This window comes from Nostoc sp. FACHB-280, from assembly GCF_014697615.1.
Taxonomy (GTDB): domain Bacteria; phylum Cyanobacteriota; class Cyanobacteriia; order Cyanobacteriales; family Nostocaceae; genus Nostoc_B.
This window is the reverse complement of the sequence record NZ_JACJSD010000015.1, coordinates 25,718-50,370: the sequence shown is the minus strand read 5'-3', so window position 1 is coordinate 50,370 and position 24,653 is coordinate 25,718. Positions and strand designations below refer to the sequence as shown.

The window sequence follows — 24,653 nt, the reverse complement described above, 5'->3', positions numbered from 1 at the left end:
TGTTACAAAAAAGTCGGTGTCTAAACCAGCAGATACAGGTGGTAAGCGATTAATTAGTCTCGCTCCCGATGCCTGGGTAAAATGGGTGACTCAGCGTCCAGAAGTTATAGCAAAAGAAATTTTAGGTTCTGAGTTTCAGTGGATTAGCCGCGAAACAGATGTGCTTGTAAAAGCATACAGTGAGGTTTGTGGCGATTTTTTGGTACTCACCGAATTGCAATTGCGCTACACAACCAAAATGCCTTTAAGGATGAGGGCTTATGCAGCTTTGGCAGAGGAACGTTACCAACTGCCTACTTATCCAGTATTAATCAACATCTTGCCACCGCCAACGACAGTAAAAGTTGTCAGTAGTTACGAGCAAGAATTTTTCGGATTACGTGCTATCCAAGATTATCGCGTGATTAATTTGTGGGAAGTAGATGCTGAGATTGTGTTTCAGCAACCAATACCATCTTTATTACCATTTGTGCCAATATTGCGAGGCGGAGGAGACGCATCTGTTGTACAACGCGCACTACAAATACTACGAGCAGATGAACAGTTCAACCAGTTAGAATCATTGCTGGCTTTTTTTGCTAGTTTTGTGTTAGAGACACCTTTAGTACAGCAAATTATGAGGTGGGATGTGACAGTGTTAAGAGAATCACCTTGGTATGAAGAAATTTTAACTGAAGGTAAAGTATTAGGTCTTCAGCAAGGCTTAGAACAAGGCTTAGAACAAGGCTTAGAACAAGGCTTAGAACAAGGCTTAGAGCAAGGTGCGCGACGGCAATTAATACGGGTTTTACAACGACGCTTTGGTGAAGTTCCACCTTCATTAATCGCAAGTTTGGAAAGTGCGAGTGTAGAACAGTTAGAAAATCTCATGGATGCGGCTATTACTGTCAGTTCTTTGGCAGAATTTCTGGCTGTCTTATCTGATGAAAGTGATGCCACGCAATAATTAATTAAACTGTCTTTCTAAACGCTGAGACACTAACGACATTGAATAACAAAATAGCCAATAAATTAACCCAACAAATAAATAAACTTCTGCATAGCGCCCGATAAATTGTGGCTGTGCCAAGATGGAACGGGAAATACCCGTTAATTCTACTAAAGCTACTAAAGATAAGAGTGAAGTATCTTTAAATAAGCCAATAAATTGTCCGACAATTGCCGGAATAACCGCCCGTAAGGCTTGGGGAAGGACAATTAATAAGATTACCAATGGTGTTTTTAATCCTAATGCTTTGGCGGCTTCAATTTGCCCACGAGGAATTGCTTGCAGTCCGCCACGTACGTTTTCTGCCATGTAAGCTCCACTGAATAAAACTAATCCGGCAATTCCTCTAATTACTCTATCTAACCGCCAATCTGGTGGGAGAAATAAAGGTAACATTACCTGAGCGAGAAATAAGATACCGATTAGTGGTAATCCTCTTACAATCTCTATATATAGAATAGAAAACCAACGTAAAATAGGCAAATTACTAGTACGTCCTAAAGCTAATAAAACCCCTAAAGGAAACGAAAGTATAATACTCACAACTGCCATTAAAACAGTCAGTAGTAAACCATTCCATAAATTTGTCGGGACAGTTTGTAAGCCTAATCCACCACCAATTAGCCAAATAATTACAGGAAATGATAATACCCAGAGTGGAGATAGGCAAGGAGTTATGGTTTTATAAAATGTTTTGCCCAGCCAAAAGCTTGTTAATGTTAATGCTGCAATAAACAGTAACCATATACGCGCGGTGAAATCCAAAGGCAGAAAAATTAATAGTACACTATAAATAAAAGCAAAAATAGTAAATCCCAGCTTAGTAATCTGCTGTTTATTAAATACAATACCGCTAGTTATAGAGAATAAAGCAGACGCGATCGCCAAAACAATCCAAGCACGCCAATACAGTGTTTGGGGAAACCTTCCGACTAAGAATAAGCGCAAGTTAACTTGAATTACCGTCCATTGTGCTTGAGTAGTTGCCCAAGTTACTACACTACTTAATGACCAAAATATAAATACTAAACAGACAACAGTTAGTAAGCCGTTGTACCAAGTATTGAATAAGTTTTTCCGCAGCCAAGCTAATTGATAATTTATCATTTGTTCTTTTCTATATCTTTTTATCTCTCTGGAATTTGTACAGTAAGATTGAGCAAATTCATCATAATAGAGATGGTTAGGCTCAAGGTAAGGTAAGCCAACATAAGTATTAACATTACTTCTACAGCTCTCCCGGTTTGATTAAAGGTGGTGGAAGCCACAAAATAAATATCTGGATAACCAATAGCGATCGCTAAACTGGAATTTTTCGTCAAATTCAGATATTGACTCGTTAACGGCGGAATGATTACCCGCAAGGCTTGGGGAAAAACTACCAAGCGCATTACTAGCCCTGGTTTTAAACCAAGCGATCGCGCCGCTTCCCATTGTCCTTTAGGTACTGATTTAATCCCACCCCGGACAATTTCTGCAATAAACGCACCTGTGTAAAAAATTAATCCCAAAAGTAAAGCCGAAAACTCTGGTGAAAAATGAATCCAAGGTAAATCAATTCCACCTTGACTAAAGCTAACAAAACCCCACAAAGAAACTTTATTTTCAACTTTGGGAAAACTCAAAAAAACAGCAAAGTACCAAAATAGTAATTGCAACAGTAAAGGCGTATTCCGAAAAATCTCTACATAAATTAAGCTGAGATTTCGCACTAACCAATTATCAGATAACCGTGCTATCCCAGCAGTTACACCGACAATTGTCGTAAAAAAAATGCCTGCGATCGCTACACGTAAGGAGTTAATTAATCCCACCCACAAAGCACGGGTATATGTATCAGTCGCTTTGTAAGCAATTGGTGTTTCACCAATATCAAAAGATGCTTGTTGTTTGAGAAAATCAAATCCGAATTGAATACCTAATTGTTGTAAATTGCGGTTCAGATTACTCCAAAGTATGATTACTAAAATTGCCGCTAAAAATACAGCAAAAAATTGTGCTGTGATTTTCCAAAAACGATGATCACGCCAAATAAGGGGTTTGGAATTGGTCATTTATCAAGATTTAATAAGCTGTTAAGCATTTAATTTGTATATTTAGTCCCCAGAGGCAATTGTTCACTGCATCTTTTTGTGAATTTTTTCTGGTTTGACAATTGTAGTTTATTTTACCTCCTGTTTTGTTGCTTTTTTAAACCCCTACCCTCATCGTTAGGTTATGACAACTGTTCTGTTTCATCTCAGCCTTGCTTGGTAAAATGATTAGTGAGGCTCTCTCTTCATCTGCACCACCTAAATCCACCTGGAGATGTACAGTTGATGCTAAGGAATTTGTAACCTGTGGGGGTAGAGTTAGCTTGATTAATTGAGCGATAATAATATATAGGTTGGGAGCATTGGCTCTTTCTTAATATAGGGTGATTTTTATGGCTAAGACTAACACCGCAGAATTACTAGAAGCCCTAGCATCGGAAATTGGCGAAAATGTCTATATAGATATTGCCAAATGGCATCTTTATTTATCTGATGCCAAACTGCACACCGTTGTCGCTGAACAGTTATATCCTTTAATAACTTCTAATAATGTTAATGAAGACCGCGTAACTAAAGTATTAGAATCGATACCAGTCAAGATAGGCGGCGGTAGAAGAGAACTAGCACTCATTGATTTACTTCCCCTGCAATGTCAGGTGAATCTAGTGGATATTTTAGAAAAATATCAACGCGAATTCTAATTTAGCTGTAAGAATTCAGGAGTCAGAATAATTTTAATTTGCTCCTAGACAGAGAGTTTAATAATTTACTTATTAAACTTTGAGCAATTCTGACTTCTGTGTTCTTACTTTTTACAAATTATGTTTTAGCACCCCTATCTGTAAGAGGTGAAATATATGCCTGCCTATGAGTTTCATGATGAATATACTCTGGCAGAAACAGCAGATAAACTAGGACAAAAGGCTTTAAATTTAAACCTGATACCTAGTTTTGTCGTACGTTATTTTGCTGATAGTCGGCAGTACTACATTCCTAACGAACAAGAATCTCAACCGCTCACACCAGAACAAGCATATATGTGCTTTAAAAAGTTAGTCGAAACATCTGGTGAGTAGCCATTCTTGTATTCAATTTAACGGTTGATACTTTAAATATTTTTTGGAGGTTAATTATATGTTATTACAAATCAAAAACACCAGTGATTTAGTAAAAATTGCTGATATTCAGGAATTAATTGACCCGAATGTGAATGTGGTTCATGCAAAAGACCAAAAAGGTCAAGAAGAACAAGATGTAGATACTTTTGCCAAGGAAAATCTTGTTTTTCCCTCTGGAGAAAGCTTACCTCGCTGTTGGTTAGATGCTAACTATCGTGAAGGGAAATGACATTTAAAATAGCAGGTGATTGATGGGCGATCGCAACGCAGTATCATAAAGTTCACAGATGCTAGGAAAGATTGGGAACAAACCATCAAAACAATATCGATTTTACGTAATCAACCGACCTCTACGTGAATTACTGAGTTAAGTTACCATCAGATTAACTAACCAGTGATAGAGGGAGTTATGGCGCAGAATTGGTTGCGGATTACTCACCAAGATGACAAAATCCAACTTTCCTGGCAAAGAGAACAATCTGCGCCACGTTCAGCACCTCCAGTCACCTTTGAGCATCCATTTAATGAACAGACGTTAACCGAATTACGCTGGTATTTAGAAGAGTATTTAGATTTTCCTTACGGTATTTTCCCTGAGCAAGCCGAGAAAATCGAGCAAAAGTTTCAAGAGTGGGGACAACAGTTATTTGAGTTAGTGTTTCCTCGCACCACCAAAGCTTGGGATTTTTTTCAAGAAGCGACAAGGGAAGGGCTAGACAAGTGCGAAATTAATATTTCTTCTGATGACCCCAAAGTATTAAATTTGCCTTGGGAGTTGCTGTATACCCCTGATTATCAATTTCTGGCACCATCTTTAAGGGGAATGTATCGCAGTCTCAACGGTTATGCAGTGCGATCGCTACAATTGTAGTCTTATATATCCTCAAAATCGGCATTAACGTTTTCTGCAAGTATACAGAACCAGATAACAACCCATAAAAAAACGCAAAGACACCCTTTATGCCTTTGCGCCTTTGCGCGAAATATTTACAAATTAACTGCTAAATACTTCCACAGGTAAGCGACTAAACGCCAAGCGTTCATTCTGCACATCGACAAAGATGGTGTCGCCGTCGTGGAATTCGCTGCGGAGTAGGGCTTTGGCGATTTGGGTTTCTAACTCGCGTTGGATGGCGCGTTTGAGTGGACGTGCGCCAAATACAGGGTCGTAACCAACTTCTGCCAAAAAGTCTAGCGCAGCATCGGAGAGTTTGAGAGATATTTTGCGATCGCTCAACCTGTCTCTTAATCTACCAACTTGCAATTGGACAATATGCCGCAGTTCTTTCTTATCTAAACTGTGGAAGATAATAACTTCATCAATCCGGTTGAGGAACTCTGGACGGAAACTATTCCGCATTGCTTCCATTACCCGATGACGCATTTCGTCGTAGCGAGAATTATCCCCAGCAATATCAAGAATGAACTGTGAACCGATGTTGCTAGTCATAATAATAATTGTGTTCTTGAAGTCCACAGTATGACCTTGAGCATCGGTGACGCGCCCATCATCTAAAATTTGCAGAAATATATTAAATACATCGGGGTGGGCTTTTTCAATTTCGTCAAACAAAATCACGGCGTAAGGACGACGGCGAATTGCTTCCGTGAGTTGTCCGCCTTCTTCATAACCTACATATCCCGGAGGCGCACCAATTAACCGCGACACGGCGTGTTTTTCCATGTACTCCGACATATCAATTCGCACCAGTGCGTCTTCCGTGTCGAACATATACGCCGCTAAGGCTTTGGCTAACTCGGTTTTACCCACACCTGTAGGGCCAAGGAAAACAAAGCTGGCGATGGGACGATTGGGGTCAGCTAACCCAGCACGCGATCGCTGAATTGCATCGGCGACTGCTGTCACGGCTTCTGCTTGTCCAACTACTCGATGATGTAATTCATCTTCTAAATGCAGCAGCTTTTCTTTCTCAGATTCCACCAATTTACTAATCGGAATTCCTGTCCATTTAGAAATAACTTCCGCAATATCAGATTCCGTAACTTCTTCCCGTAGCAGAGATTTACCACTTCTTTGGGCGTTGGCTAATTCACTTTCAGCAATTTCAAGTTTGCGGTGTAAATCAGTTAACTGACCGTATTTTAATTCTGCCGCACGGTTGAGGTCGTAGTTTCTTTCTGCTTGCTGAATTTCTAAGTTTACCCGTTCAATGTCTTTTTTAACAGACTGAATTTTGTTGATAATATCTTTTTCAGACTGCCATTGGGCGCTGAGAGTTCTTTGTTCTTCTTTAAGGTCGGCAATTTCTTTTTCTAATCTTTCCAACCGTTCACGAGAAGCTGCATCACTTTCTTTTTGCAAAGATAATTTCTCCATTTCTAATTGGAGAATTTTGCGATCAATTTCGTCGAGTTCTTCCGGTTTAGAGGTAATTTCCATTTTCAACCGGGCGGCGGCTTCGTCTACTAAGTCAATGGCTTTATCTGGTAAAAAGCGATCGCTAATATACCGACTCGATAATGTAGACGCAGCAACTAAAGCACTATCAGAAATCTTCACCCCGTGGTGGTTTTCATAGCGTTCCCGCAAGCCGCGCAAAATCGAAATCGTATCTTCAACGCTGGGCTGATCAACATAAACTTGTTGGAAGCGTCTTTCTAAAGCGGCATCTTTTTCGATATATTTGCGATACTCATCTAAAGTTGTCGCCCCAATACAACGCAACTCACCCCGCGCCAACATCGGTTTTAACAAGTTTCCCGCATCCATCGCCCCTTGGGTTGCACCCGCACCGACAACGGTATGAATTTCATCAATAAATAGAACTATATTCCCGCCAGATTCGGTAACTTCTTTTAAAACTGCTTTCAGGCGTTCTTCAAATTCACCCCGGAATTTCGCCCCCGCAATCAAAGCACCCATATCTAGGGCGATGAGTTTGCGGTCTTTCAGGGATTGGGGAACATCACCAGCTACAATACGTTGGGCCAATCCTTCGGCGATCGCAGTTTTACCAACCCCAGGTTCCCCAATCAACACCGGATTATTCTTGGTACGACGGGAGAGAATCTGCACAGTCCGGCGAATCTCGTCATCCCGACCAATCACCGGATCGAGTTGACCTTTGCGGGCGGCTTCGGTGAGGTCACGTCCATATTTTTCCAGTGCTTCGTATTTACCTTCTGGATTTTGGTCGGTCACTTTCTGGCTCCCACGAATTTGTTTAATAATATTTTTCAACTTGCCTTCGTCTAAACCGAACTCTTGGAGTAGACTTTTGCCAAAGCGGTCATCTTTGGCATAACCAAGCAACAAGTGTTCAATCGAAATATATTCGTCTTTAAAATCTTTGCGATAGTTCTCCGCCCGGTCTAACAGGGTGTCTAAACTGCGTCCCAAGAACACAGAACTACTTGTACCAGACACCTTTGGCTGACGCTGGAGAAATTGATCAGTGCGATCGCGGATTTTTTGCAGATTCACACTTGCCTTGGTTAAAATGCTGCTGGCTAAACCTTCTTGTTCTAGCAGTGCTTTGAGCAGGTGTTCGCTTTCGATTTGTTGTTGGTGATATTGTTTAGCAATCTCCGGCGTGTGGGCGATCGCTTCCCAAGCTTTTTCGGTAAATTGGTTAGGGTTAGTAGGTTGCATAGGCTTTTTGAATAACCACTCCAAATATGAAGCGCAGAGAAAACAAATTCTTATATGGTTATTGTATGAAGCATAGCGCAACTAACTGGATCGGTCTTCACGTCTTGGAGAAGTAGTATTATTACCTGAAAAATTAATATTTTCCCAACACACTGAGGCACAAAGTTCAGGTTTTGCCAAAATTGTCACAATGCTTGATGAAAACCACTATTGCTTACATACTATCGATAATGGATGATCATCAAGCGATCGCGATTATTTCTTGGCGATTATCCAAACTGCATGTACAATCCCCGGAATATACCCTAGAAATGTCAAAAGGATATTAATCCAAAAATCTTTCCCTAAACCGACTTGTAAAAATACTCCCAAAGGCGGTAGAAAAATTGCCGCTACTAGCCTAATTAAGTCCATGTAAGCCTCCTGTCAGACTATGTTTATACTCCTCAAAGATAGCATCGCAAAAATGTGGTCTATCTGATTCATTAGCCGCCACTGAGTTTGGCTTTGTAACCTAATTTGGTAACAATCTCTAAAATTTTCTGCTTGTGTTCGCCTTGAATTTCGATGGTGTTCTCTTTGACTGTCCCACCTGTACCGCATTGGGTTTTTAACTGCTTGACTAAATCTGCTAAAGTTTCCGGTTTGGCTTGAAACCCAGTAACCACCGTTACCGTTTTTCCCTTGCGTCCGGTGCGTGTGGCTTGGATTCTCAAGTTTTGTTGTTGCGGTGGAAGTTCCTGAATTGGTCGTTCGATAGCGGCGGAGTTATCGTTACCGAATTCTTGATAGACAATCTTTTTATCAGAGTTGGATTTGGAAGCAGACATACAAAATTGCGGTAGTGATCAGTTCTACTACATCCATTATGGTGTCAGGTAAGGCGAGTTTCACAGTGGTTCGCAATTTACCGTTTTCAACGCAAAGGTGTGCGGAGGTATTTTTAGAGAGATTGTTGAGGAGTTACGAATTACTGTTCTAGACTCTTTATAATTAATGAAGTCTTTACTTGTCATCAAGATAATTCCGTGACTATTACTCCCCTCTCTCCAAATTCTTCCACAACTGCTCAGGTTCCCGATACACAAGGACGCTTTGGACGCTTTGGCGGTAAGTACGTCCCGGAAACCCTGATGCCTGCTTTAGCTGAATTGGAAACAGCTTATCAGCAATATCGTCATGACCCAGAGTTTCAAGCAGAACTCCAACAACTGCTGCGGGATTATGTGGGACGCGCTACACCGTTGTATTTTGCTGAACGGCTGACTGCTCATTATGCCCGACCTGATGGTACAGGGGCGCAGATTTATTTAAAGCGGGAAGATTTAAATCACACGGGCGCACACAAAATTAATAACGCTTTGGGTCAAGTATTATTAGCCAAGCGCATGGGTAAGCAGCGAATTATTGCCGAAACTGGCGCTGGACAGCATGGCGTTGCAACAGCCACAGTTTGCGCCCGATTTGGCTTGGAATGTGTGATTTACATGGGTGTTCACGATATGGAACGCCAAGCTTTGAACGTGTTTAGAATGCGGTTGATGGGAGCAGAAGTCCGTCCGGTGGAAGCTGGTACAGGTACTCTCAAGGATGCGACTTCGGAAGCAATTCGGGATTGGGTGACAAATGTTGAAACAACTCACTACATTCTTGGTTCTGTAGCCGGGCCGCATCCTTACCCAATGATGGTGCGCGATTTTCACGCGGTGATTGGTCAAGAAACTCGCGCCCAAGCTTTAGAAAAGTGGGGCGGTTTACCTGATATTCTCTTGGCTTGTGTGGGTGGTGGTTCCAATGCAATGGGGCTGTTTTATGAGTTTGTCAATGAGCCATCTGTGCGGTTAATTGGGGTAGAGGCTGCTGGCGAAGGTGTGAATACAGATAAACACGCCGCTACCTTGACAAAAGGACGGGTTGGGGTACTGCACGGCGCGATGAGTTATCTACTACAAGATGAAGATGGACAAGTCACCGAGGCGCACTCAATTAGCGCGGGGTTAGATTATCCCGGTGTAGGGCCAGAACACAGTTATTTAAAAGATACGAATCGGGCAGAATATTACAGTGTGACAGATGCAGAAGCTTTGGCAGCATTCCAAAAGCTTTCTCGCTTAGAAGGTATTATCCCAGCTTTGGAAACTTCTCATGCGATCGCCTATCTGGAAACCCTCTGTCCCCAACTTAACGGTAGTCCCAAAATTATCATTAACTGTTCTGGACGCGGTGACAAAGATGTGCAAACCGTCGCTAAGTTTTTAACTCCACAGTAAAAAGTGCTGAGTAGAAAGTGCTGAGTGCTGAGTGTAGAGTAAGATATTCTTCCTCTACACCTCTGCCAACTGAACACATAATTTAGGTGTGTCAGCATTTATTTCTCTGCCTAGAGAATGATGATGTATGAAAATTGATGAATACGTAAGTTGGTTGGCAATTTTGCAAGGTAGAGCAGCATAAATCCCCAGATGCTGGCTCATAGCCTATTTGTCCAGTTTACATGAGTCCGGTACATTATCTGGAAGTGTTCTCTTTCAGTGTGTTTAGGGCTACCTATTAATGATTCAGAATAAAATATACAGTGCTGGTGTAGCGACTCTAGCCTTAATTGGAGGCGTAACCGCTTTTTCCGCACCAGTTCAACCTGCTACCTTGCAACAACCTAAGATGTCAGACCACAGCATCCAACTGGCACAATCAACTGTAAATACTGCGGCGTTAGAACTTACAGTATTCAACCAAATTAATCAATATCGAGCTTCTGTTGGTCTACCAGCATTAACACGTAACTCAACTATTGACAATCAAGCTAGGACTCATAGTCAAAACATGGCTCAGGGGCGAGTTGCATTTGGTCATGATGGTTTTGGCGCAAGAATTCAAGCGATCGCAGTTACAATACCCTACAGCGCAGCAGCAGAAAATGTGGCTTACAATCAGGGATATAGCGATCCTGCAACCCAGGCTGTGCAAGGTTGGCTGAGAAGCACAGGACATTTGGCTAATATCAAAGGTAATTACAACCTCACAGGTGTTGGTGTGGCGGCAAATAGCAGAGGTGCAGTTTACTTCACCCAAATATTTATCCGCAGACGTTAGGAAGATAATTCAGTTAAAACTTGCTTAAAAATAGGGTGAGTTACGCAAATAAAGTAACGCACCCTATTTTGGCTGTATGTATCTTAGATACATCGAAAGCTGACATATCAAGGATTAACGATGGAACCTATTAATTTTTTATAATAAAAGTCAGCATTCTTTTAGCTATTGACCGAGCTGGATGGGATACCAGCAAGAATTTAAAGATTCCCGAAGGACTTCACTTAACTTTTTTCCCACCTCATTCCCCTGAATTACAACCCGCAGAAAGATTGTGGACTTTGGTTGATGAACCAATTGCCAATACAACATTTGAGACACTTGATGATTTGGAGGAAATTTTATTTCATCGCTGTCAATCTTTGCTTCAACAGCAAGAGTTGATTCAAGGGTTAACTGGTTTTCACTCGTGGATTAAAATCGGGCTTTAATCGTAAGTGATTTACCGAACATGGTATCACCCAGTCTCCCCAGAAAATCTGTTTAACTTTGATATGGGCGCGGTAATTGGCGTAATTTATGCGCCGTATCTAATTCACTATTATTTTTTCTGCCATATCCCCAACCTAATATCTTACGATATTCACCCATAATGCCACTTTCAATCAAATCATCCTCATTAACTGCAATCTCCGTATGAGACTGGGGTGCAACATAAAGCGCATCCGCAGGACAATAAGCTTCACACATAAAACAAGTTTGACAGTCTTCTTTGCGAGCAATCACAGGTGGTTGGTTAGGAACTGCATCAAAAACATTAGTCGGACAAACTTGAACACAAAGATTGCAATTAATACAGAGTTTATGGCTGACAAGCTCAATCATAATTTTATTTTGGCTACAACTTTGATACAACGGGTGTGGCTTGAGTAGTTTCTACTGGTGATGTAACAGAAGCATCCGTAATCCAATCGCGTCTCACCCACAGCTTATCTAAACCGCCTGTGGCTTGGTAATATCGCTGGTTGGGATCAGTTTGGGGATGATCTATGCGGATATGTTCGCTGCGGGTTTCTGTGCGATGTAATGCACTAAAATATGCCCATCTGGCGACAGATGTCAGAGCAACCGCACGCCGAGAAAATTCGATATCGCGTACAGTATCCTGTTTTGGATTACCTTGTACTTGTTGCCACAGCGTTTCTAATTTAGCCAGGGAGTCTAGAAGCTTCTGTTCGGAACGCAAGTAGTTTTTCTCTAATGGGAACATCTGGGCTTGCACACCACGCACGATCGCCTCATGATCAAAAGTATCAGAAGATGTGGAGGGCGATCGCATTCCCACCTGACCAGCTGCACGTACAGTTCTTTCATTTGCACGTGCGCCCAGACTCTTGGCAAACTTAGCCGCCCCTTCTCCTGCCCACTGCCCTGTAGAGATTGCCCAAGCCGCATTCGGGCCACCACCACCAGAAGCTAAACCAGCTAAAAATTCCCGCGATGCCGCATCCCCAGACGCATAGAGTCCAGGTACTTTTGTCGCGCAACTATCATCAATAATCCGAATGCCACCTGTACCCCGGACTGTCCCTTCTAAAATCAATGTCACAGGTACTCTTTCTGTATAGGGATCAATCCCAGCCTTTTTATATGGTAAAAAAGCGATGAAATGGGACTTTTCAATCACAGCTTTAACTTCTGGTATAGCTCTATCTAAACGAGCATAAACAGACCCTTTCATCAAAGCATTTGGTAAGAAGCTAGGATCACGACGACCATTAATATAGCCACCTAAATCATTCCCCTCTTCATCGCTATAACTTGCCCAACCAAAGGGAACACCTCGTGTGACTGTGGCATTAAAAGCAGTGGAGATTGCATAGTGATTAGAAGCTTCCATACTAGAGAGTTCACCGCCAGCTTCTACCGCCATTAGCATTCCATCACCTGTATTAGTGTTGCAACCTAATGCTTTACTTAAGAATGCACAGCCACCATTCGCTAATACTACTGCACCAGCACGAACTGTATAAAAACGATGATGTTGTCTTTGTACACCCCTTGCCCCAGCCACAGAACCATCTTCAGCGACTAAAAGCTCAAGAGCCGGACTTTGGTCGAGAATCTGCACCCCAGAACGCAGCAGGTTTTTTCGCATTACCCGCATATATTCCGGGCCGTAGTAACTCTGACGCACAGATTCCCCATTTTCTTTCGGGAAACGATAACCCCAATCTTCTAATAAGGGCAAACTCAGCCAAGTTTTTTCAACTACACGCTCTATCCAACGCAAGTTAGCTAAGTCTTTTCCTGCACGATAACGCTCTGAGACAACTTTTTCCCAGTTCTCTGGAGAAGGAGCCATGATGCCATTACCACTCGCCGCAGCAGCACCACTCGTACCCAGAAAACCTTTATCAACAATGATGACTTTGACACCTTGAGATGCTGCTGACCATGCTGCCCATGCTGCGGCAGGGCCACCACCAATCACCAGCACGTCAGCATTTAGTTGTAGTTCATTTTCTGTGAGCAATTTTTTTCTCCTTTTTGGTATTGCCTTAGCGGTAGTCGCTGATTTGTTTGTGATGAATGAGTGCTATTTCTTCGGACTAATTATGCAGAAAATAGAGTCTGCACAACATATTGCAGTAGCCAAGTTAGTTAGGACATCGATAAATAATAAAACTTAGACACCACAAAGTTTTTAACCCTGTCACCTGTCACCTATTACCTGTCCCCTGCTATGCACAAAGAGTATGTAAAACGAATTACAGATAGTATGATACTCTAACTATTAGTTTGTCAAACATTAGGTAACACAAGTTAATTTTGTTACTTTGTCTGCTGAGAAATTCCTAAGCAACTTTTTGCAAGTGTCGCACACGCGGCATAATTTCTTCGGCAAAACGTGTCATCTCTCGGACAAAGGGATTAAATTGCAGCATAAAAGTATTGATCCCGGCATCCACAAAAGCTGCAACGCGAGTAGCAACTGTATCATAACTGCCAACTAAACCTGCGGCTGTGCCACCATTCCCGCCAACAGCAGGATTTTTGGCAAAGAGTTGAAACATAACTGCTTCTTTGTCAACGCCTTTGGCAACACTCAATTTATATTGTTCTTCCAGCTTTTGCAGCGCCATCAGTCGCTCTAGTTCTGCTTGTGCTTCTTCGTCGGTGGGACGCGCAATGACAAAGGCTGACAAACCAAAACGCACTGGTTGGGGTAAGGAACGGGGACGGCTGATAACTTGTTGAATTACTTTGCGGACATCTGCAATTGGTTGACCATTGATAAAGTAAACATCAGCTTGTTGCACTGCTAATATCTGCGCTGGATCTGATGCGCCGCCAAGATAAATCCGTGGATAAGGTTGAGCAACAGGAAAGGGTCGAAAACTTAAATCTTGAATTTTGAAATATTCGCCTTCAAAGTTTACTTTCTCACCACTCCACAAGGCTCTGACTACTTGCAACCACTCACCTGAATAGCGATAACGTTCATCGTGGGGGGGAAAGGGAATATTCGTCCGTTCCATTTCTGGACGGAACCAAGCACTAATTAAGTTAATGGCAAAACGTCCCTGACTAATGGCATCAATACCTAAAGCCATTTTGGCTAAGACGGCTGGGTGAAATAATAAAGGTTTAATGGCGGCGATAATTTCGATAGTTTCTGTGGCTTCGGCTAAGGCTGCACAGGCTGTCCAAGTTTCTAACTGTTCTAAATCTAAACTGCGGGGGTTGGCAATGTGCTGGGCAACTAAGGTTGTGACATATCCTAAACGTTCTGCTTCTAATACTAGCGATCGCGTGCGCTCATAACTAGCATCAAGCGGCTCATCCGGTGTATTTAATGGGCCAAAGTTACCGCCAACAGGCGACCAAATACCATAACGTGGTTCTGACACTTTTACCTCCAAGTTCAACAAACACAACAGAAATAAGGCTGAGGTATTAATCAGCAAAATCAAGGGTTTGAGTCAGGGTGAATGTATGTAAGGGTCTAAATATTTTCTCCCTTGCCCCCTGCTAGGTCTACACAGCAATTTTGGGTTAGTGAACTACTTACCCCTCAACTCTTAAACTCAACCTGAACCAGCCTCAACAAACAACTTTTGTACATAAGCCCTAGGAGAGAAAAATCTCAATATCCCCTTGTTTTTTATGCTCATATATGCAAACCTCATAGTATACTACTATAAATCTACCGATTTACCGTAGGATATCTGGGTACAAAACTTGAGTTTTAGTGCCGACTACAAAGGTTCTAGAAAGCTATGTCTGAACCACGCTATGGGATATGGATTCCCGTTTACGGCAACTGCGGCGTGATGAACCATCCTCTTGAACCTCGTGATGCTAGTTACTCACGAGCTAAGAGTTTAATTCGGTTGGCTGAAAGGTGCGGATTTACCACAACTTTAATAGCGCAACATATCATCAATCCCAGGAACCAACAACTTGACCAATTAGAAACCTGGACAGCCGCCGCAGCACTCGCAGAAGCGACAAGTTCTATTGAGATTATTGCAGCTGTTAAGCCATTACTATTTCATCCCGCCGTCTTAGCCAAGATGGCTTTAGGAATTGATGCAATTAGCCAAGGACGTTTTGCAATTAACTTAGTGAGTGCTTGGTTTAGACCAGAAATGGAAAAACCAGGGATCAATTTTTTGTCTCACGACGAACGTTATCGCTATTCTGATGAATGGATAAGAGTTGTCAAAGCTTTGTGGAGTGGGGAAAACGTTAACTTCCACGGCGACTATTTTCACATCAATGATTTGAAGCTGAATCCTCCACCTATTGCTAAACCCCATCCGCGTGTGTATGTCGGGGGAGAGTCAGAACCAGCGCAAGAACTAGCTGCAAAACAAGCGCATACATTCTTTCTCAATGGTCGTCCGATAGAAGTTATCCGCGAAACAATTGCTCAAGTGCGGCAAAAAACTCAATCTCGCTCTCAACCTATTGGCTTTGCAATGTCAGCCTTTGTCATTGCTCGACCAACAGACGCAGAAGCCGAAGCAGAATATCAAAACCTCAGAGCAATGGTACTCGCCCAGGACGATCGCACAGAACTACTCAAAGGCGTAGATTCCGAAGTGGTTATGTTCAAAAACATGGCGAAATATCCAGGTGTGGCGAGTAATGGCGGGACTGCGGCTGGTTTGGTTGGGAGTTATGAAACCGTAGCCCAGCGCATTGCTGAATTTACCAAAGTAGGAATTGATACGTTTATGCTGCAATTCCAACCTTTCGCTACAGAAATGGAGCGTTTTGCTGCGGAGATTATACCAAGAGTAAGAGCGATAACAGGAGAAAGTGAAGCGATCGCCAACGCCAAAATAGGGGCTAATACCAATTCGCAATTCTCAATTCGCAATTAACAAAGCCTGATTAATCAAGGTTTTGGGGATTGACATCTGTTTCGTAATTTTAGTGAATTGGTATTAAGAATTTTAGATTGAATCCAAACATCTTTTCCTAATTCTCATTACCCAAAGGTAACTTTATGACTGCAATCTTAACTCGTCCAGCTTGGACTACAGATTTAGAACTGGAAATCTTCGATAAATTAGTTGATAAACACGCACCGCACATTCCCAAAAAGCGATTAGTTGAACCAAGACCACCGGAAACTGATGAAGAAAGAGAGAATTTTTATCGTTTTCGTGTAGCTGGTGCAGCCCATGATTTATTTATTGTGCAAGTCTGCGCTAAGATAATTGACTCCTTTCCAGACCCAGAATTACAACTATTTTTGAGCAGACAAATAGGAGATGATGGCGCACACGCTCAAAACACTCGTTTAAGAGCGCAGGCAATATCGGGACATGACCCCATTGAAGATATCCAAAAGCAAGTGCAGAAACATTGGGATTATATGGGTGATTTACCTATTCGTAATTGGCAAGGCTTTTTAGCATTTGAATTACATTATGAACTGCATATTGTGGCTTTGTTATTTATCAATAGCCGTACTAGCAAAATTAATGACCCAGACTCTGCCAAATATGCAGCAGAAAAAATCTTACCAGATGAAGCCGTTCATCGTTTAGGTGTGGTTGATTGGTGGCAACGTAAATTTGATCAGGCTTCACAAGCCGAGAAAGAAGATTTAATTGCCCAAGTTTTAGAAGCTGATGAAGAAGGTCAACGTCGGCGCAATTCTTATCTTCGCAATCATTGGCAATTGAGTCAAAAAGCTATTGGAGTTGAAATTGATAATTTGCCAGTACTTTATGACACTTGGCGGCGAGAGGTACTTGCTTATTTCTTAGATATACCTGTATCTAAGCTACCCAAACTTGTGAGTGTTAATGATTAATAAATATTAAATCAAAAGTAGTATAAAACTACTTTGTGATTTATTGAAGCTGTATTCATAACGTCTTTAAGTATTACTAATTATTTCCATAATTAGTAATCTTTTCTTTGTTTAATTGCAGAAAAATTTTGGGTTAAATACTAATATGTAAAAATTTCAAATTTAGTCGCAAGGAACACAACAACTATTTAGAGAATAGATATATTATATCCTTTCTAATAGAACTAATTTGCAGACAGGTTTCAACCAGCTTTAACGATATTTTTGGCATAGAGAAAAGATATTTTTCTATGCCTAATATTAGTTCATAATACTTGCAAAAACCCCAAGATTTGCATTGGAATAATGTGACACAAAGGAGGGTTAATTTATGATAGAGCAAATACTAAATAAATTGTTAAGTTCTTTCAGAAAGTGGGGATTATTTCAGAATCAAAGAATTAAGACTTTTGCTGTATTATTTGTGCTGGGTATAGGATTGAGTTTAGCGATCGCATCTTGCGCCCCCAGTAATTCAGCTGATACATCCACCCAAAAAGCCCAAGCACCCAAGCTCACAGTCCTGAAAATGGGTCATCAAAAAGGGATGGCGTTGTTGAATATTATCAAAGCCCAAGGAAGTTTAGAAAAGCGATTACAACCCTTGGGAATATCTGTAACGTGGAATGAGTTTTCTTCCACAGCACCGCTTTTGGATGGGATGGGAGCAGGTGCGATCGTTTTTGGTGGTGGTGGCGGTACAGGAAGCGTGTTTGCTCAAGCTGGTGATAAACCCTTTGTCAGAGTTGCAGCTGGTACAGGTAGCACCAGAGGTTCTGCTATTTTAGTCCAAGAAAATTCCCCAATCAAAACACTTACTGATTTAAAAGGTAAAAAAGTTGCTTTTGCAAAAGGTTCTGGTCAACACTATATTATTGTGCGTGCTTTAGAAAAAGTTGGATTGAAATTTAGTGATATTCAACCTCTATATCTGACACCAGCAGAAGCCTTACCAGCATTTGAACGTGGTGATATTGATGCGTGGTTAATTTGGGACCCTTACACAGCTGAAGCTGAACGCAAACTCCGCACTCGCTTACTGGCAGATAATAGCGCCGTATTTGGAGATCAAGCAGCACTCGAAAGCCCTAGTTTTTATTATGCTGCTCCAGATTTTGTCCGCGATCATCCAGACGTTCTCAAAGTAATTTTGCAAGAGTTAGAAAAAGCGGGTACTTGGTCGAGAGAAAACTACAAAGATTCTGCAAAACTACTTTCTAAACTGTACAAAATTGACCTAAAAACAATGGAAACAGTAGAAGAACGAGGTGGTAAACGGGAAGTATTACCAGTTACAGATGAAGTTTTGAGCGGTCTGCAACGGATGGCGGATACATTTTATGAACTTAAAATCATTCCGAAAAAAATAGATGTCAAAGATAAAAACTACAACTGGATTCCTGACCAAAAGTGGTAAATCAATATGTAAGAATTCAGGAGTCAGAAGTCAGGAGCCAGAATAGTTAAAGAATCTGAATAATATTGAATGACTAAATAGATAAATCAGGCTGCATTCCTGATCAATATCTGACTTTTGATTTCTGGGTGCTGAGTTCTTACAGTCAAATTAACTCGTAATTACAACTATGAAATTACCTACTAACATTAACCGCCGATTCTTTTTAATTGCCATCACATCATTTGCAGCTTCTACAGTCTTTGCTAGTTGTAGTTCACCGCAGAATAATTCGGCTGTGAATACCAATGTGAATCCTTCAGCAACCACAGCAGCCAATACAACCACAACTCCTGCCAAAGAAAAAATCAAAGTTGGTGTCACACCAGTTCCAGCCGGCGAAATATTAGAGTTTGTCAAAAAGAATTTAGCACCAGAAGCGGGACTAGATATCGAAATAGTTACTTTCAATGACTTTGTGCAGAATAACACTGCTTTGAAAGATGGTGTGATTGATGCCAATTATTTCCAACATATTCCTTTTATGGAGGACTATGGCAAGAAACATAATTTTGAAATGTATGCTTTTACGCCGCAAATTCATTTAAATCCCGTGGGACTCTTTTCTAAAAAATATAAGTCACTCAAAGATGTACCTAACAAAGCTCTGGTGACAATTCCTGATGATCCTAGCAATGCTCATCGGGCTTTAAAAGTCTTAGAATCATCAGGATTAATCAAACTGAAGGAAAATGTTCGTCCGGCGAGTCCTAAAGATATTGTTGAAAATCCCAAAAATATTCAAATTAAAGAAATACCAGGAGCGCAAGCAATTCCCAGTCTTCCTGATGTGGATTTAGCCGGAGTTACAGGTAATTGGATTGTCCAAGCTGGATTAAAAACCGATAAAGATGCTTTAGCTTTAGAGACAGCTAAAGACCCAATTTATGCGGTGACTGTCACAACATTAAAAGGTAAAGAAACTGACCCCAGAGTGCAGAAACTCTATAAGTTGTTGCGGGACGATAAAGTTAAACAATTTATTAGAGATAAATATCAAGGCGCAGTGATTCCCATCCCTTAATTTTCATTCTTTGTAATTAAATCAATGACTTTGCTTAACAACATCAATCGTCGGTTTTTTCGTATAGCAGTTGTCTCTTTTACAGCTTCTACAGTTTTTACGAGTTGTAGTGCAACACAAAATAACTCTGCTAATACAAATATTAATCCATCTGCAACCACAGCTTCTAACACAACAACAACAGCAACCAAAGAAAAAATTAAAGTTGGAGTTTCACCAGTTCCAGCCGGAGAAATTTTAGAGTTTGTCAAGAAAAATCTCGCACCAGAAGCGGGACTAGATATTGAAATTTTCACCTTTAGTGACAGTGTACAAAATAACTTTGCGCTGAGAGATAAACAAATTGATGCTAATTACTTTCAGCACGTTCCTTTTATGGAGGATTTTGGGCAGCAACATAATATTAAAATGGTGGCTTTAAATCCGCCAATTCACTTAAATCCAGTGGGTGTATATTCCAAAAGACACAAATCTTTAGCAGAATTACCTAAAAATGGCACTGTGATTATTCCTGGTGATATTAATAATGCTCATCGGGCTTTAAAGGTAATTGAAGAAGCTGGATTGGTAAAGTTAAAAACTACTGCTAAAGGTTTAGTTAGTCCTAAAGATATTGCCGAAAATCCTAAAAACTTACAAGTCAAAGAAGTACCAGCCACTCAAATGATTCCTTCGCTTCCTGATGTTGATTTAGCTGTTATGACGGGTGCAACAGTGCTTGCAGGAGGACTAAAAACAGATAAAGATGCCTTGGCGTTAGAATCCAGTAAAAATCCGATTTATGCGGTGACAGTGACAACATTACAAGGGCAGGAAAATGACCCCAGAATTCAAAAACTTTATAAGTTGTTACGGGATGATCAAGTCAAACAATTTATTAGAGATAAATATCAAGGCGCAGTGATTCCCATTCCTTAAAAAATAGTCATGATTAATTGTGGGGGGATTCTGAAATGATCACATTTACTGATGTTCGCAAAATTTATCACCAAGGTACTCAAAAAGTTGTCGCTTTAGATGGAGTGAGTCTGTTTGTTAAACCAGGAGAAATTTTTGGCGTTTTAGGTCAAAGTGGCGCAGGTAAAAGCACGTTAATTCGTTGTGTTAATCAACTAGAAAAACCAACATCAGGTTCAGTTGTGGTTGATGGACAGGAAATAACAAAATTGACGGGAGATAAATTACGTGTCGCTCGTCAACATATCGGCATGATTTTTCAACATTTCAACTTACTAAGTTGCAGAACGGTGGCAGAAAACATTGCTTTTCCTTTGGAAGTGATGGGTCTTAGTAGGCTACAACGTCGGGCTAAGGTAGAAGAATTAATTTCACTTGTGGGTTTGCAAGGTAAAGCTGATACTTATCCGGCGCAACTGTCTGGGGGACAAAAGCAACGAGTCGGTATTGCTAGGGCTTTGGCGGGAGAACCGAAAGTTTTATTATCTGATGAGGCGACATCTGCACTTGATCCCCAAACTACAAGGTCAATTCTGGACTTGTTGCGTGACTTGAATAAGCGTATGGGTTTGACAATCTTACTGATTACTCATGAAATGGGTGTGGTCAAGCAAATCTGCGATAGTGTGGCAATACTCAATGCTGGCAGAATTGTCGAAAAGGGATATGTGAGTGATTTAATCGCTAGACCAGAATCATTTCTTGCCCAAGAATTTTTTCCCCGGCGGAATGGTTATAGAGCAAAACCTGGTGCTGTTCTCGCCACGATCGCCTTTGCGGGAGAACAAGCCAGTCAGCCAATTTTCGCCACCTTAGCACGTAATTTTGATGTAGATGTCAATATCCTGAGTGGGAGTGTGGAAACTGTAGGCGATCGCCGGGTTGGTCAGTTCCACATTGAATTAGCAGGACAAAAGGTAACGCAAGCTTTGAACTATTTACACGAAGCCGAATTTGAAGTGGAAGTACATTGATCATGGCTAGTTTAACAAGAATCAATCGGCGATATTTTCTTTTAGGTATCGGAAGTGCGATCGCATCTATTTCTTTCGCCAGTTGTACACCAAAACAACCTACTTCTACTAGTCAATTGGTGAGTCAATCAACCAAGACAACATTACTCAAAGTTGGTTCTCGCAATACCACCACCGAAGATGTTTTAAAGTTCATTCAAAAAGAAATAGCCCCCAGTCACGGCTTTGACTTTCAAATTGTGACTATTGCTGATTCTGTCAAAATTAACGATGCTCTTAAAAATGGCGAAATTGATGCTAACTTTTTCCAGCATGAACCATTTATGAAACAAGCTGCTAAAAGACTGAATGCTGATTTTGTCATGTTAAACCGTAGCTATACTACTATCACAGGGCTATATTCAAAAAAATTCAAAACAAAATCCCTTAAGGACATTCCTACTGGAGCAACCATCGCTATTTCTAACGATGATAGCAATCAGGATCGGGCTTTAAAATTTCTCAAACAAATTAACTTAATCAATTTAAAAGAAAAGACGGGAGAGTATTACAGCGTCAAAGATGTAATTAAGCATCCCAAAAATCTGCAAATTCAAGAATTAGATAATTATGCGATCGTCAGAGCATTGGATGATGTTGATTTAGCCGTGACCTCGGCATCTTTTTTAGTCCAAGCAAAAGTATCCCTAGACCCAATTGTGTTAGACGAAATTGGTATGGCTAACAAAAATTATGCAGTGGGTTTAGCAACTGTACAATCAAAAGTAAATGATCCAAATATCCAAAAGCTAAATCAATTGGTGGTCGATCCCAAATTGAAAGACTACATCAATAACTATCTCAAAGGGACGATCGCCCCTGCATTCTAAACATGATACGGAGGGATAATGAGTAGAATAAAGCAATTAAAACTAGGTGCGTTCATGCGCCCCGTCAGCATCCATACAGGTGCTTGGCGTTATCCTGGGGCTATACCTGATGCTAATTTCAACTTCCCAGCACTGAAAAAATTCATCCAAAAACTCGAAGCAGGCAAGTTTGACGCATTCTTCATGGCAGATCACTTAGCCGTGCTGAATATGCCCATAAATGCCCTGAAACGCAGTCATACTGTGACATCTTTCGAGCCGTTTACTCTGCTTTCTGCCCTCTCTACTGTCACCGAACACATCGGATTAGTAGCTACAGCTTCTACAACTTATGACGCGCCCTTTCACATCGCGCGTCGTTTTGCCTCTCTCGACCATATCAGTGGCGGTCGCGCTGGCTGGAACATCGTCACCACAGCCAATCCCGATGCAGCACTCAACTTTAATTTAGAAGAAGAGATAGAGCATGATGAACGCTACCGTCGGGCGAGGGAATTTTATGATGTGGTTACGGGGCTTTGGGATTCCTTTGCTGATGATGCCTTCGTTCGGGATGTGGAAGCCGGAATTTATTTTGACCCCGAAAAGCTTCACGTTCTGAATCACAAAGGCAAATATCTCTCGGTGCGGGGGCCATTAAATATTGCAAGACCTGTCCAAGGCTGGCCTGTAATTGTCCAGGCGGGTGCATCGGAAGCCGGACGACAATTAGCCGCCGAAACTGCCGAGGCTGTGTTTGCGCCGGCTGGTAATCTGGAGGCTGGCAAAGCTTTATTTGCAGACATCAAAGGACGGGCGAAAGCAATTGGACGTGACCCCGATAGTATAAAAATCTTACCTGGTGCTTTAGTTGTGGTCGGGGAAACCGTTGCTGAAGCCCAAGCCAAGCGCGTTTATTTAGATAGCCTCGTACATTATGACAGTGGAATTGCCAGCTTAAATGGTGCGCTGGGCTACGATGTTTCTGGTTTCGACCCTGATGGCCCCTTACCAGAAATTCCCCCAACCAATGCTGGACACTCTTCACGGGAAAGAGTCATCGCCTTAGCACAGCGTGAAAACTTGACCATTCGGCAACTAGCGCAACGTGTTGGCAGTTACGGCGGGTTAGCTTTCGTGGGAACTCCCCAAACCATCGCTGATGAAATGGAGCAATGGCTGAAGGAAGAAGGCTCGGACGGCTTTAATATTATGTTCCCTTATCTACCGGAAGGGTTGAATGATTTTGTTGACAAGGTTGTGCCAGAACTCCAAAGCCGGGGAATTTTCCGCACCGAGTATGAGGGAACAACTTTGCGGGAAAATCTGGGACTTCCCCGCCCCGCTAACCGTTTCTTTCAATCAGAGCGATCGCCAGCAGTGATTTAGTTAGTAATCAACAGTCCTCACAGGAGAAAACATTGTCATCCACATCTATCCTTCTCTATGTCGATACTCAGTACCTCAGCCCTTATGCACTGTCGGCATTCGTGTCTCTGCATGAAAAAGGACTGTCATTCGACATCCAGACCATTGACCTTGCGGCTAAAGCCCAGCATGAACCAGGCTTTGCCACTAAGTCTTTGACGAGCCGCGTACCGACTTTAATTCACGATGGATTCTCATTGTCGGAGTCTTCGGCGATCGCAGAATACATTGATGAAGTTTTTCCTGGTACTCCGTTATACCCAGCAGAACCACAAAATCGGGCCAGAGCGCGTCAGGTGCAAGCATGGCTACGCAGCGATCTTAACCCGATCAAACAAGAGCGTCCTACTGAAGTGATATTCTCCGGGGCAACAAAGCCACCTTTATCACAAAAGGCGCAAACAGCCGCCGAGAAATTGTTCTTCGCTGCTGAGTTACTACTATCTGCCAATACAGAAAACCTCTTTGGTCAGTGGTCTATCGCCGATGTTGACCTCGCACTCATACTCCATCGCCTAATTTTGAATGGCGACCCAGTACCAGAGAATTTGGTGACATACGCTAAACATCAATGGCAACGGCCATCTGTTCAGTTATGGGTCAATCAGCAACGCCAGCCCTTGGGCGGATAAGCTGTTAAGCATCTAAGAAAGCCAATTAAGACCGCAGGGGGCAGGGGGCAGGGAGCAGGGGAGAGGGTTTGCAGCTTTGATTACCATGAACATGGTGCAATTTAAATGACGATTAGCTTAAAAGATTGACAACTTAGGGAAAATTTAGGATTATTAATCTACGGTATTTTGGT

General features: G+C 41.7%; 24 protein-coding genes and 1 pseudogene. 17 read left to right on the top strand and 8 right to left on the bottom strand.

The annotated features are described in order from the left end of the window. Positions 1-16 precede the first annotated feature (16 nt). Positions 17-946 (top strand): DUF4351 domain-containing protein, encoded by a 930-nt coding sequence (locus H6G75_RS13225; RefSeq protein ID WP_190980518.1) that lies wholly within the window; start codon positions 17-19, stop codon positions 944-946. On the opposite strand, the gene H6G75_RS13220 is transcribed toward H6G75_RS13225, so the two are convergent. Next, complete coding sequence (locus H6G75_RS13220; protein ID WP_190980517.1) at positions 947-2,095, bottom strand: amino acid ABC transporter permease; 1,149 nt, start codon at positions 2,093-2,095, stop codon at positions 947-949. Positions 2,096-2,115: 20 nt separating this feature from the next. Beyond that, positions 2,116-3,042, bottom strand: a complete 927-nt coding sequence (locus tag H6G75_RS13215; protein ID WP_190980516.1) for an amino acid ABC transporter permease — start codon at positions 3,040-3,042, stop codon at positions 2,116-2,118. A gap of 371 nt (positions 3,043-3,413) precedes the next feature. Between H6G75_RS13215 and H6G75_RS13210 the strand changes: the two genes are divergently transcribed. From H6G75_RS13210 to H6G75_RS13195, 4 genes are all read left to right on the top strand, one after another. Then, entirely contained in the window at positions 3,414-3,722 is a 309-nt protein-coding gene (locus H6G75_RS13210) for a DUF3181 family protein (RefSeq protein WP_190966329.1), read from the top strand. Positions 3,723-3,878: 156 nt separating this feature from the next. Further along, positions 3,879-4,097: a hypothetical protein gene (locus H6G75_RS13205; RefSeq protein ID WP_190980515.1), complete on the top strand. Its 219-nt coding sequence runs from the start codon at positions 3,879-3,881 to the stop codon at positions 4,095-4,097. Between the two features lie 58 nt (positions 4,098-4,155). Next, positions 4,156-4,368 carry an acetyltransferase gene (locus H6G75_RS13200; RefSeq protein ID WP_190980514.1) on the top strand — a complete coding sequence of 71 codons (213 nt, stop codon included), beginning with the start codon at positions 4,156-4,158 and terminating at the stop codon, positions 4,366-4,368. 180 nt (positions 4,369-4,548) lie between these two features. Then, positions 4,549-5,010, top strand: a complete 462-nt coding sequence (locus H6G75_RS13195; protein WP_190980513.1) for a hypothetical protein — start codon at positions 4,549-4,551, stop codon at positions 5,008-5,010. Between the two features lie 123 nt (positions 5,011-5,133). On the opposite strand, the gene clpB is transcribed toward H6G75_RS13195, so the two are convergent. From clpB to H6G75_RS13180, 3 genes are all read right to left on the bottom strand, one after another. Further along, positions 5,134-7,752, bottom strand: coding sequence for an ATP-dependent chaperone ClpB (gene clpB / locus H6G75_RS13190; protein ID WP_190980512.1), 2,619 nt, complete (start codon positions 7,750-7,752; stop codon positions 5,134-5,136). 255 nt (positions 7,753-8,007) lie between these two features. Then, complete coding sequence (locus H6G75_RS13185; protein WP_190980511.1) at positions 8,008-8,166, bottom strand: YqaE/Pmp3 family membrane protein; 159 nt, start codon at positions 8,164-8,166, stop codon at positions 8,008-8,010. Positions 8,167-8,237: 71 nt separating this feature from the next. Beyond that, complete coding sequence (locus tag H6G75_RS13180) at positions 8,238-8,582, bottom strand: translation initiation factor (protein WP_190980510.1); 345 nt, start codon at positions 8,580-8,582, stop codon at positions 8,238-8,240. Between the two features lie 198 nt (positions 8,583-8,780). On the opposite strand from H6G75_RS13180, the gene trpB reads away from it, so the two are divergent. From trpB to H6G75_RS13165, 3 genes and pseudogenes are all read left to right on the top strand, one after another. Beyond that, complete coding sequence (gene trpB / locus H6G75_RS13175; protein ID WP_190980509.1) at positions 8,781-10,022, top strand: tryptophan synthase subunit beta; 1,242 nt, start codon at positions 8,781-8,783, stop codon at positions 10,020-10,022. A 283-nt stretch (positions 10,023-10,305) separates the two neighbouring features. Next, positions 10,306-10,845, top strand: a complete 540-nt coding sequence (locus tag H6G75_RS13170) for a CAP domain-containing protein (protein WP_190980508.1) — start codon at positions 10,306-10,308, stop codon at positions 10,843-10,845. A gap of 155 nt (positions 10,846-11,000) precedes the next feature. Further along, positions 11,001-11,276, top strand: a pseudogene (locus H6G75_RS13165) (transposase); the annotation flags it as partial. A 52-nt stretch (positions 11,277-11,328) separates the two neighbouring features. On the opposite strand, the gene H6G75_RS13160 reads toward H6G75_RS13165, so the two are convergent. The 3 genes from H6G75_RS13160 to H6G75_RS13150 form a co-directional block, all read right to left on the bottom strand. Beyond that, positions 11,329-11,670, bottom strand: coding sequence for a 4Fe-4S binding protein (locus tag H6G75_RS13160; RefSeq protein WP_190710328.1), 342 nt, complete (start codon positions 11,668-11,670; stop codon positions 11,329-11,331). Between the two features lie 13 nt (positions 11,671-11,683). Next, positions 11,684-13,321, bottom strand: coding sequence for an FAD-dependent oxidoreductase (locus tag H6G75_RS13155; protein WP_199337863.1), 1,638 nt, complete (start codon positions 13,319-13,321; stop codon positions 11,684-11,686). A 322-nt stretch (positions 13,322-13,643) separates the two neighbouring features. Beyond that, a complete protein-coding gene (locus H6G75_RS13150) occupies positions 13,644-14,699 on the bottom strand; it encodes an LLM class flavin-dependent oxidoreductase (RefSeq protein ID WP_190980507.1) in 1,056 nt (351 codons plus the stop codon). Positions 14,700-15,068: 369 nt separating this feature from the next. Here H6G75_RS13150 and H6G75_RS13145 point away from each other — a divergent pair, with 369 nt between their 5' ends. The 9 genes from H6G75_RS13145 to yfcF all read left to right on the top strand — a co-directional run bounded on the left by H6G75_RS13145 (position 15,069) and on the right by yfcF (position 24,480). Then, complete coding sequence (locus H6G75_RS13145) at positions 15,069-16,181, top strand: LLM class flavin-dependent oxidoreductase (protein ID WP_190980506.1); 1,113 nt, start codon at positions 15,069-15,071, stop codon at positions 16,179-16,181. Positions 16,182-16,306: 125 nt separating this feature from the next. Continuing rightward, positions 16,307-17,122 carry a hypothetical protein gene (locus tag H6G75_RS13140; protein ID WP_190980505.1) on the top strand — a complete coding sequence of 272 codons (816 nt, stop codon included), beginning with the start codon at positions 16,307-16,309 and terminating at the stop codon, positions 17,120-17,122. A 370-nt stretch (positions 17,123-17,492) separates the two neighbouring features. Beyond that, positions 17,493-18,578: an aliphatic sulfonate ABC transporter substrate-binding protein gene (locus H6G75_RS13135; RefSeq protein ID WP_190980504.1), complete on the top strand. Its 1,086-nt coding sequence runs from the start codon at positions 17,493-17,495 to the stop codon at positions 18,576-18,578. 169 nt (positions 18,579-18,747) lie between these two features. Next, on the top strand, positions 18,748-19,641 hold the full coding sequence (locus H6G75_RS13130; protein ID WP_190980503.1) for a MetQ/NlpA family ABC transporter substrate-binding protein: 894 nt from the start codon (positions 18,748-18,750) through the stop codon (positions 19,639-19,641). A 24-nt stretch (positions 19,642-19,665) separates the two neighbouring features. Beyond that, a complete protein-coding gene (locus H6G75_RS13125; RefSeq protein ID WP_190980502.1) occupies positions 19,666-20,559 on the top strand; it encodes a MetQ/NlpA family ABC transporter substrate-binding protein in 894 nt (297 codons plus the stop codon). Between the two features lie 35 nt (positions 20,560-20,594). Continuing rightward, entirely contained in the window at positions 20,595-21,572 is a 978-nt protein-coding gene (locus H6G75_RS13120; RefSeq protein WP_190980501.1) for a methionine ABC transporter ATP-binding protein, read from the top strand. Positions 21,573-21,574: 2 nt separating this feature from the next. Continuing rightward, positions 21,575-22,441: a MetQ/NlpA family ABC transporter substrate-binding protein gene (locus H6G75_RS13115; RefSeq protein WP_190980500.1), complete on the top strand. Its 867-nt coding sequence runs from the start codon at positions 21,575-21,577 to the stop codon at positions 22,439-22,441. Positions 22,442-22,459: 18 nt separating this feature from the next. Further along, positions 22,460-23,809 carry an LLM class flavin-dependent oxidoreductase gene (locus H6G75_RS13110; protein WP_190873691.1) on the top strand — a complete coding sequence of 450 codons (1,350 nt, stop codon included), beginning with the start codon at positions 22,460-22,462 and terminating at the stop codon, positions 23,807-23,809. A gap of 32 nt (positions 23,810-23,841) precedes the next feature. Continuing rightward, the gene (gene yfcF, locus H6G75_RS13105; protein WP_190980499.1) at positions 23,842-24,480 is read left to right on the top strand and encodes a glutathione transferase; all 639 of its coding nucleotides are present in this window, start codon (positions 23,842-23,844) and stop codon (positions 24,478-24,480) included. Positions 24,481-24,653: the final 173 nt, after the last annotated feature.